Source organism: Streptomyces sp. NPDC058373 (genome assembly GCF_042723275.1).
Taxonomy (GTDB): domain Bacteria; phylum Actinomycetota; class Actinomycetes; order Streptomycetales; family Streptomycetaceae; genus Streptomyces.
The window spans coordinates 60,848-70,933 of the sequence record NZ_JBHXJE010000035.1; the positions used below are offsets into that span (position 1 = coordinate 60,848).

Below are 10,086 nucleotides of genomic sequence, written 5' to 3' on the forward strand. Positions count from 1 at the left end.
GCGCCCAGGGGCGTTCAGAAGCCGAAGTTCTGCGTCCACCACGGACCGCCCTCGGCGAAGTGCACGCCGACGCCCAGTGTCTTGTAGTCGCAGTTGAGTATGTTCGCGCGGTGGCCGGGGCTGTTCATCCAGGAGTCCATGACGGACTGGGCGTTGGCCTGGCCGCGAGCGATGTTCTCGCCGCCGAGGCCGGTCACCCCCGCCTGCTCCGCGCGGTCCCAGGGGGTGTCCCCGTCGGGGTCGGTGTGGTCGAAGAAACCGCGGGCGGCCATGTCCTCGCTGAACGCCGTCGCCAGCGTGTCCAGCTCCGCGTCCGCGGTGACCGGGGAGCACCCAGCCTTGGCCCGCTCCTGGTTGACCAGCGACAGCACGGCGGCGGCCGCGGACGAACCGGCGGGGGACGACGGGGCGGCGCTGGGCTGCGACGGGGCGGGCGCCTGCGTGGTGCGCGACGGCGTCGGCGCGGGGGCGCGCTCCGGGGTGCGGGAAGCCTTCGTCGCCTCCTCGACCGCCTTGTCCTTGCCGTCGGCCTTCTCGGAGGCGCTGGGGCTCGCGGACTTCTCCGCGGCCTTGTCCTTCTTCTCGGAGGCCGAGGAGGACGGATCGGCGTCCGGCCCCGCCGAGCGGTCCGCGCCCCGGCTCGCGTCATCGCCCGAGCGGACGTCGGCACTGCCGTTGGTCTCCAGGTCGCTGGGGCCGTCCGCGGCCTCCACCCGGCCGGAGGGGCCGTCACCGGTCACCGCCAGATGGTCGCCGCCCGGCAGCAGACCGGTGGCGACGGCCACGGCGCCCATGGCGACGGCCGCCGAGACCCCGAGCAGCCCGGTCCGTACCGGTGCGCCGCCGCGCTTGGGCCGGCGGTGCGAGCGGTTCTCCTTCAAAGCGGGGGCCGCTTCCTGGGGCGCGTACCCGGTGGCGTGCGGCCGGGCGGAGTGCTCCGGCCGGTCGGCAGGTGCGGTGGTGCCGTTGGTCGCGCCGTGGGCGGCGCGGCGGTGGCGTCCCATGTGCTGAGCCTTCCTTGGCCGGACGGTGAAGCTATCCCTGCACGATCCTCACCCGATCGGGTGAGGATCGTTGCGTCGGGACTGTAGCCCAAGACGGGTGAGGGCGAGATGCCCCTGCGCCAATTGGCCGGTTAGCGTGCTGGCATGAACGAAGAAGCGCGGCTGGTGGTCTGGGTCCGGGGACAGGTGCAGGGTGTGGGGTTCCGCTGGTTCACCAGGGCGAAGGCGCTGGAGATCGGCGGGCTGAGTGGCTTTGCCCTCAATCTCGACGACGGTCGGGTCCAGGTGGTCGCCGAAGGAGCGCGCGACCACTGCCAGGCCCTCCTCGACTGGCTCGCCGAGGGCGACACACCCGGCCGGGTCGACGGAGTCACTGAGATCTGGGACACGCCTCGCGGCGGCTACGACACCTTCGCGACCCGCTGACAGGGTCTCGGCCCGCCGTCTCCGAGACGGCTCACCGGGAGGGGCGGGCGGCCGCGTATCCGGCCTCCCGCACCGCTATGACCTGGTGGTTGCCAAGAACGCGACGTCGTGCGAGGCTGCCCCGACGACGATGATCGCCGCGCCCGCCGGGCTCCGCAGATTCGGCCGCGCCGCCGCATGGCCGCGCCTGGGCCGCCGGGGCTCCGTCGATACGGGCTGTGATCGTGTTGACCGTCAAACTTTTTGGTGAGACGCTGGAATCCCCGCGCCCCACAGATGTTTGGCATGTGAGAGCCAAGAAAAATTCAGCATTGCCAGGCAACGCGGGTGCGATTCCCTCACGACCCACACCGATTCGTTCGGTAACTCAGTGTGGAGGACCATCCATCATGGCAAAGGCGCTTCTCGGTTACGTCGGCGGTTCCGACCCGCGGCTCCTCGCCGAGATGCGACGGCTCCAGCAGCGCGTCCAGGACCTCGAATCCGAGATCGTTCGGATCCAGGCCGAGAACGACGCGCTCGCGGCTGCCGCTTCTCACCACAGCGACGCGCTCCTCGACAGCCTCGACGTATCCAAGGCGGAGCCTGCGCTCACCTGACTGACGTCCGCTCCGCGGTCACCCGCGAGCAGGGCCGAGTCCGCAGCCAGGTAGCAGCCGGACGTGCCCAGGTACGCAGTCGCCCATCCGTCAGCGAACACGATCTCCAGTCCCGGAATCCTTCCAGGAGTTCCAGGAGACCGACCCCGTCGTGACGTCGCGTCTTCGACAATCGTCGTCACGCGATTCACCTCCGTCCTCTGTGCCTGCGCGCACGGATATCGGAGTCCGGGTCGGTTCAGTCCGGGAAAGATCGAATTCAGGAAACAGCACCGGTCAGCACTTCCGCCGCCGTCCGTCCGCCGCTAGGCGCACACGGCGCGCCGGTGGACAGTAAGCCGCAGTGCAAGGGACGCCTCGGCGTCCCTTTTTCCTTTTCCCCCTCAAGATCAGCCGTCTGCCGCACGGTCATTACCGTCTGATCTGCCCTCCGCTCTCCCCGGCGAAACCGCCGGACCGCAACCGGGAGAGGCGACTCCGCACCCGCCCGGTCCGCCCGCCGGGCGGTAAAGTCCCACGGCGTGCACCTCAAGGCCATGACCCTGCGCGGGTTCAAATCCTTCGCCTCCGCCACGACCCTGCGTTTCGAACCCGGCATCACCTGCGTCGTGGGCCCCAACGGCTCCGGCAAATCCAATGTCGTCGACGCGCTCTCCTGGGTCATGGGCGAACAGGGTGCCAAATCCCTGCGCGGAGGGAAGATGGAAGACGTCATCTTCGCCGGAACGACCGGGCGGCCCCCGCTGGGCCGGGCCGAGGTCTCCCTCACCATCGACAACTCCGACGGCGCCCTGCCCATCGAATACGCCGAGGTCACCCTCACGCGGATCATGTTCCGCAACGGCGGCAGCGAATACCAGATCAACGGCGACACCTGCCGGCTCCTCGACATCCAGGAACTCCTCTCGGACTCCGGAATCGGCCGGGAGATGCACGTCATCGTCGGCCAGGGCCAACTCGACTCCGTGCTTCACGCCGACCCCACGGGGCGGCGCGCCTTCATCGAAGAGGCCGCCGGCGTCCTCAAACACCGCAAGCGCAAGGAGAAGGCGCTGCGGAAACTCGACGCGATGCAGGCCAACCTCGCCCGCGTCCAGGACCTCACCGAGGAATTGCGCCGCCAGCTCAAGCCGCTCGGCCGCCAGGCCGCCGTCGCCCGGCGCGCCGCCGTCATCCAGGCCGACCTGCGCGACGCCCGGCTCCGCGTCCTCGCCGACGACCTCGTCACCCTCAGCCGGGCGCTCAGCGCGGAGGTCGCCGACGAGGCCGAACTGAAGCGGCGCCGCGACGCCGCCGAGGCGGAACTCAAAGCCGCCCAGCGGCGCGAGGCCGAGCTCGAAGGCCACGTACGCCGCCTCGCGCCGCGCCTCCAGCACGCCCAGGACACCTGGTACGCCCTCTCCCAGCTCGCCGAACGCGTCCGCGGCACCATCGGCCTGGCCGACGCCCGGGTCCGCAGCGCCCGTGCCGAGCCCGTCGAGGAGCGGCGCGGCCGCGACCCCGAGGAGATGGAACGCGAGGCCGCCCGCATCCGGGAGCAGGAGGCCGAACTGGCCGCCTCCCTCGAAGCGGCCCACCACGCGCTGGAGGACACCGTCGAGCACCGCGCCGAACTGGAACGCGCGCTCGCCGCCGAGGAACGCCGCCTCAAGGACGTCGCCCGCGCCATCGCCGACCGGCGCGAAGGGCTGGCCCGCCTCCACGGCCAGGTCAACGCCGCGCGCAGCCGCGCCGCCTCCGCCCAGGAGGAGATCGACCGCCTCGCCGCCGCCCGCGACGAGGCCGCCGGACGCGCCGTCACCGCGCAGGAGGAGTACGAGCAGCTCCGCGCCGAGGTCGAGGGCCTGGACGCCGCCGACACCGACCTCGGCACCCGGCACGACGCGGCCCGCGCCGCGCTCACCGAGGCCGAGACCGCCCTCACCGAGGCCCGCGACGAGGCCACCGCCGCCGAACGCAGCCGCGCCGCGCTCGCGGCCCGCCACGAAGTCCTGGCCCAGGGGCTGCTGCGCAAGGACGGCACAGGGGAACTGCTCGCCGCCCGCGACCTCCTCGACGGCGTGGCCGGGCCCGTCGCCGCCCTGCTGGACGTCGCCCCCGGCTACGAGGTACCCGTGGCGGCCGCGCTGGGCGCCGCCGCCGACGCGCTGGCCGCCGCAGGTCCGCACGCGGCCGCCGAGGCGCTCCGGCTGCTCCGCGAACGGGACGCGGGGCGGGCGGCGCTGGTGCTGGGACGGGCGGGGTCCGACGGGGCGCGGCCGGCCGGGGCGCAGGACGACGCGCCGCCGGCGGCCTCGGTGCCCGCGCCGGCCAGGGCGGGGGACGACGACGGGGCGGATGACCTGGGACCGGACGGGGCGACGGGGCGCGGTGCCGGCGGGCGCGCGGCGCACGGCGACGGGGCGGCGGGGCGCGGGGCGTACGCACCGGCACCGCGCGACGGGGCGGCCGTGGAGGACGCCCGCGACGGGGCGGAGCAGGCCTCGTACGGCGCGGCGTCCGGTGCCGCCCCCGGCGCGGCGCAGGAACGCGTCGCGCCAGGCGCGCCGCACACCACGGAGCGCGCCCCGGGCTCCCTCGCCGAGCCCGTCCCGGACAGCGGCGCGCGCCCCGCGCACGCCGCCCCGCACCCGCCCCGCCTGGTCGACCTGGTCCGGGCCCCCGCCGACCTGGCCCCCGCGCTCCGCGCGCTCCTCGGCGGCATGGTCGTCGTGGACGGGCTGGCCGAGGCGGAGGCCGTGGTCGGGGCGGGCGGCGGGGCGACCGTCGCGGTCACCCGGGACGGCGACGTGCTGGGCCCGCACTTCGCCCACGGCGGCTCCGCCGGGGCGCCCAGCCTGCTGGAGGTCCAGGCGCAGGTCGACGAGGCCGCCGCCGAACTCGCCGCTCTCGACCGGCGGTGCGCCGACCTCGCCGACGCCCAGCGCGACGCCGCGCGGCTCCGCGCCGAACAGGCGACGCTCACCGAGGAACTGGCCGAGCAGCGGCGCCGCGCCGACCGGGAGAAGTCCGCCGTCGCCCAGCGACTGGGGGGCCTCGCGGGGCAGGCCCGCGCGGCGGCGGGCGAGGCCGAGCGGTCCACGGCCGCCACCGCCCGGGCGCAGGAGGCCCTCGACCGGGCCGTCGCCGACGCCGAGGAGCTGGCCGAGCGGCTGGCCGTGGCCGAGGAGGCGCCCGCCGAGGAGGAGCCCGACACCGCCGTACGCGACCGGCTCTCCGCCGACGGGGCCAACGCCCGTCAGACCGAGATGGAGGCCCGGCTCCAGTTGCGTACCCACGAGGAGCGGGTCAAGGCGCTCGCCGGGCGCGCCGACGGGCTCGACCGCGCGGCCCGCGCCGAGCGCGAGACCCGGGCGCGCGCCGAGCGGCGCCGCGCCCGGCTGCGCCACGAGGCGCGCGTCGCGGCGGCGGTGGCGTCCGGGGCGCGGCAGCTGCTGGCGCACATCGAGGTCTCCGTGGAGCGGGCCGCCGCCGAGCGCACCGCCGCGGAGCACGCCAAGGCGGCACGCGAGGCCGAGCTGGACGCCGAACGGGGCCGCGGCCGCGACCTCAAGGCCGAGCTCGACAAGCTCACCGACTCCGTCCACCGGGGCGAGGTCCTCGGCGCGGAGAAGCGCCTGCGCATCGAGCAGCTGGAGACCCGTGCCCTGGAGGAGCTGGGCGTCGAGCCGGCGGGGCTGGTCGCCGAGTACGGGCCCGAACAGCCCGTACCGCCGTCGCCGCCCGCCGAGGGCGAGGAGCTGCCCGAGGACCCCGGCCACCCGCGCAACCGGCCCAGGTCTTTCCACCGGGCGGAGCAGGAGAAGCGGCTGCGGGCCGCCGAACGCGCGTACCAGCAGCTGGGGAAGGTCAACCCACTGGCGCTGGAGGAGTTCGCCGCGCTGGAGGAGCGGCACCAGTTCCTCTCCGAGCAGTTGGACGACCTCCGCCGGACCCGCGCCGACCTCCTCCAGGTCGTCAAGGAGGTGGACGAACGCGTCGAGCAGGTCTTCACCGAGGCGTACCACGACACCGCGCGCGAGTTCGAAGGCGTCTTCTCGCGGCTCTTCCCCGGCGGTGAGGGGCGGCTGATCCTGACCGACCCCGAGCACATGCTGACCACCGGGGTCGACGTCGAGGCCCGCCCACCCGGCAAGAAGGTCAAGCGGCTGTCGCTGCTCTCCGGCGGCGAACGCTCCCTCACCGCCGTCGCCCTGCTGGTCTCCATCTTCAAGGCGCGGCCCAGCCCGTTCTACGTCATGGACGAGGTGGAGGCGGCGCTCGACGACACCAACCTCCAGCGGCTCATCCGCATCATGCAGGAGCTCCAGGAGGCGTCCCAGCTGATCGTCATCACCCATCAGAAGCGCACCATGGAGGTCGCCGACGCGCTGTACGGCGTCTCCATGCAGGGCGACGGTGTCTCCAAGGTGATCAGCCAGCGGCTGCGCTGAACGGTCCGGCGATCCCGCCCCGACTCGAACGGGTGAGTCGGCGGCTTCCGGGCAGGCGGCGCCAAGCCGGGTGTGCGCCACTGGAACAGACCGCCGTCCGCCCCAACGTCCGGTTCCCCTAGGCCCGGCAGGACGACGGGGCTTGAGGAGGAGTTTTGTGACGAACGACGCCACGCCGCCCCGCTCAGGAGCGAGGGAGGCGCACCCCGACCACCTCGGGCACGTCATCTTCATCGCGGCGTCCGCCGCGATGGGCGGCTTCCTGTTCGGCTACGACAGCTCCGTCATCAACGGCGCCGTCGAGGCCATCCGGGACCGGTACGACGTCGGTTCGGCGACGCTCGCCCAGGTCATCGCCATCGCCCTGATCGGCTGCGCCATCGGCGCCGCCACCGCGGGCCGCATCGCCGACCGCATCGGCCGCATCAACTGCATGCGGATCGCCGCGGTCCTCTTCACCGCCAGTGCCATCGGCTCGGCGCTGCCCTTCGCCCTGTGGGACCTGGCGATGTGGCGCTGCATCGGCGGCTTCGCCATCGGCATGGCCTCCGTCATCGGCCCCGCCTATATCGCCGAGGTCGCCCCGCCCGCCTACCGCGGCCGGCTCGGCTCCTTCCAGCAGGCCGCCATCGTCATCGGCATCGCCATCTCCCAGCTCGTCAACTACGGCATCCTCACCGCCGCCGACGGCGACCAGCGCGGCAAGCTCATGGGCCTGGAGGCCTGGCAGCTGATGCTGGGCGTCATGGTCATCCCCGCGATCCTCTACGGGATGCTGTCCTTCGTGATCCCGGAGTCCCCCCGGTACCTGATCTCGGTGGGCCGCAAGGACAAGGCCCGCAAGGTGCTGGCCGAGGTGGAGGGCACCAAGATCGACCTGGACGCCCGGGTCGCTGAGATCGACGAGAAGATGCGCCGCGAGCACAAGCCGTCCTTCAAGGACCTGCTGGGCGGGCGGTTCTGGTTCCTGCCGATCGTCTGGGTCGGTATCGGCCTGTCGATGTTCCAGCAGCTCGTCGGCATCAACGTGGCGTTCTACTACTCCACGACTCTCTGGCAGTCCGTCGGCATCGACCCGGAGGGCTCGTTCTTCTACTCCTTCACCACGTCGATCATCAACATCATCGGTACGGTCATCGCGATGATCTTCGTCGACCGGATCGGACGGCGTCCGCTGGCTCTCATCGGCTCCGTCGGTATGGCGATCGCGCTGGCCGTCGAGGCGTGGGCGTTCTCCGCCCCGCTGGTCGACGGCAAGCTGCCCAGCACCGAGGGCACCACCGCGCTGATCGCCGCCCACGTCTTCGTGCTCTTCTTCGCCCTGTCGTGGGGCGTCGTCGTCTGGGTCTTCCTCGGCGAGATGTTCCCGAACCGCATCCGCGCCGCCGCGCTCGGTGTGGCCGCCTCCGCCCAGTGGATCGCCAACTGGGCCATCACCGCCAGCTTCCCGAGTCTCGCCGACTGGAACCTCTCCGGCACCTACGTGATCTACGCCTGCTTCGCGGTGCTGTCGATCCCGTTCACCTTGAAGTTCGTCAAGGAGACGAAGGGCAAGGCCCTGGAGGAGATGGGCTGACAGCTGGGTCCGGGCGCGGTGTCGCCCGGGCCGGAGGACGGGGCGTCGCTGCCTGCGGGGGGCGGCGCCCCGTTGTGGTTGGGGGAGGCGGGGCGTTCGGCGGGTGGGTCGGTTTGGCTCGTCAGGGGGCGGGGGCGGGGCGGGTCACTCGATAGGGAGCGCGCGGGGCGGCGGGGGCGGTATGCGGGGCGCGCCCCGTGGGTTGCGGCGGGGCGCGCCCCGCCGGCGGTGTTTCCGCAGGTCGCGCGCGACGTACGGGGCGTTCACGGAGCGCGGGTGGGCCGCCCCGTACGGTGCCCCGCGCCTCGTCAACCTCCGGCCCCGTTGCTCACGGCGCGGGGCGCGCGGCGTGGCTGGGCCCGGCGCTGCGGCGCGGGCCCGGGGCGCGCCCCGTAGCCGCGGGGCCCGACGGGGCGCGCCCGGTGTTTCCGCAGGTGGCGCGCGACGTACGCCGCATACGCAGCACCTGCCCGCCCACCCGCCCCGCCGCTGCCCAGCCCCCGCCCCGGTGCCTGCCCGGCCCTACGCGGCCCGTCACTCCGGGGCTCGCCCGCGTGCCCGCCCCGTACGCCTCGGAGCCCGCCCGTCCCACCCCCGGCGCCCGCCCCGCCCGCCGCCCGCCCCGACGCCCAGCCCCAACCTCGCGCCCCACACCGACGCCGCCCCGCCCGCGCTCCCTCCCCGCCCCACCCCCATGGCTGATACTGGTCGGGTTATGGAAATCGTCATCCTTGCTGTAGTCATCGCCGTGGTTCTGGTCGGTGCGGTCAGCGGGCTCGTGATCGGCGGCCGCAGGAAGAAGCAGCTGCCGCCTGCCGAGCGCCCGAGCGCCACCCCGACCATCACCACCCCCCCGGCCGAGCCGCGTGTCGGCGACGAGGCCGAGACGCCGCGCGACGAGTCGCGCCGCACCATCGAGGAGGTGGATCTTCCGACCGCCGAGGCCCCCGCGGCCCCGCCGGTCGAAGCCGAGCCCGCACCAGCCGCCCCCGAGGTGGAGGTGCCCGAGCCCACCGAGGGCCGCCTGGTCCGGCTCCGGGCCCGTCTGGCCCGTTCGCAGAACGCGCTGGGCAAGGGACTGCTCACGCTGCTCTCCCGCGAGCACCTCGACGAGGACACCTGGGAGGAGATCGAGGACACCCTCCTCACCGCCGACGTCGGCGTCGTACCCACCCAGGAACTGGTCGAGCGGCTCCGGGAGCGCGTCCGGGTGCTCGGCACGCGGACCCCGCAGGAGCTGCGCACCCTGCTCCGCGAGGAGCTGCTGAACCTCGTCACCACTGACGCCCCGCGCGCCGTGAAGACCGAGAACGGCCTGGAGACGCCCGCCGTCGTCATGGTCGTCGGCGTCAACGGCACCGGCAAGACCACCACCACGGGCAAGCTCGCCCGGGTCCTGGTCGCCGACGGCAAGTCGGTCCTGCTGGGCGCCGCGGACACCTTCCGCGCCGCCGCCGCCGACCAGCTCCAGACCTGGGGCGAGCGGGTCGGGGCGCGCACCGTGCGCGGCCCCGAGGGCGGCGACCCCGCCTCCATCGCCTTCGACGCGGTCAAGGAGGGCATCGCCGAGCACGCCGACGTCGTCCTCATCGACACGGCCGGCCGGCTGCACACCAAGGCCGGGCTCATGGACGAGCTCGGCAAGGTCAAGCGCGTCGTGGAGAAGCAGGCCCCGCTCGACGAGGTGCTGCTGGTCCTCGACGCCACCACCGGTCAGAACGGCCTCGTCCAGGCTCGGGTCTTCGCCGAGGTGGTCGACATCACCGGCATCGTGCTGACCAAGCTCGACGGCACCGCCAAGGGCGGCATCGTCGTCGCGGTCCAGCGTGAACTGGGCGTCCCTGTCAAGCTGATCGGCCTCGGCGAGGGTCCCGACGACCTCGCCCCGTTCGACCCGGAGGCCTTCGTCGACGCCCTGATCGGCGACTGACCGGCCCTGCACGGCCCCCGCCCGGCCGCCCCGCGATCACGGCGGCGGAACCGCCCGGGCGAGACCCGCGCAGTGAGGAGCCCCGCACCGGCGACGTGCCCGGTGCGGGGCTCCTCAC

6 protein-coding genes are annotated in these 10,086 nt (G+C 73.7%); 5 read left to right on the forward strand and 1 reads right to left on the reverse strand.

Annotation, left to right across the window (positions count from 1 at the left end):
* Window positions 1–14: 14 nt before the first annotated feature.
* Window positions 15–1,004 carry a CAP domain-containing protein gene (locus tag ACFWMZ_RS20135; RefSeq protein WP_383203181.1) on the reverse strand — a complete coding sequence of 330 codons (990 nt, stop codon included), beginning with the start codon at window positions 1,002–1,004 and terminating at the stop codon, window positions 15–17.
* Between the two features lie 144 nt (window positions 1,005–1,148).
* On the opposite strand from ACFWMZ_RS20135, the gene ACFWMZ_RS20140 reads away from it, so the two are divergent.
* The 5 genes from ACFWMZ_RS20140 to ftsY all read left to right on the forward strand — a co-directional run bounded on the left by ACFWMZ_RS20140 (window position 1,149) and on the right by ftsY (window position 9,968).
* A complete protein-coding gene (locus ACFWMZ_RS20140) occupies window positions 1,149–1,430 on the forward strand; it encodes an acylphosphatase (RefSeq protein WP_383182607.1) in 282 nt (93 codons plus the stop codon).
* Window positions 1,431–1,819: 389 nt separating this feature from the next.
* Window positions 1,820–2,029 (forward strand): hypothetical protein, encoded by a 210-nt coding sequence (locus ACFWMZ_RS20145; protein WP_003951107.1) that lies wholly within the window; start codon window positions 1,820–1,822, stop codon window positions 2,027–2,029.
* Between the two features lie 521 nt (window positions 2,030–2,550).
* Window positions 2,551–6,462, forward strand: a complete 3,912-nt coding sequence (locus ACFWMZ_RS20150) for an AAA family ATPase (RefSeq protein ID WP_383203183.1) — start codon at window positions 2,551–2,553, stop codon at window positions 6,460–6,462.
* 157 nt (window positions 6,463–6,619) lie between these two features.
* Window positions 6,620–8,038, forward strand: coding sequence for a sugar porter family MFS transporter (locus ACFWMZ_RS20155; RefSeq protein WP_383182611.1), 1,419 nt, complete (start codon window positions 6,620–6,622; stop codon window positions 8,036–8,038).
* 715 nt (window positions 8,039–8,753) lie between these two features.
* A complete protein-coding gene (ftsY, locus tag ACFWMZ_RS20160) occupies window positions 8,754–9,968 on the forward strand; it encodes a signal recognition particle-docking protein FtsY (protein WP_383203186.1) in 1,215 nt (404 codons plus the stop codon).
* Window positions 9,969–10,086 lie beyond the last annotated feature (118 nt).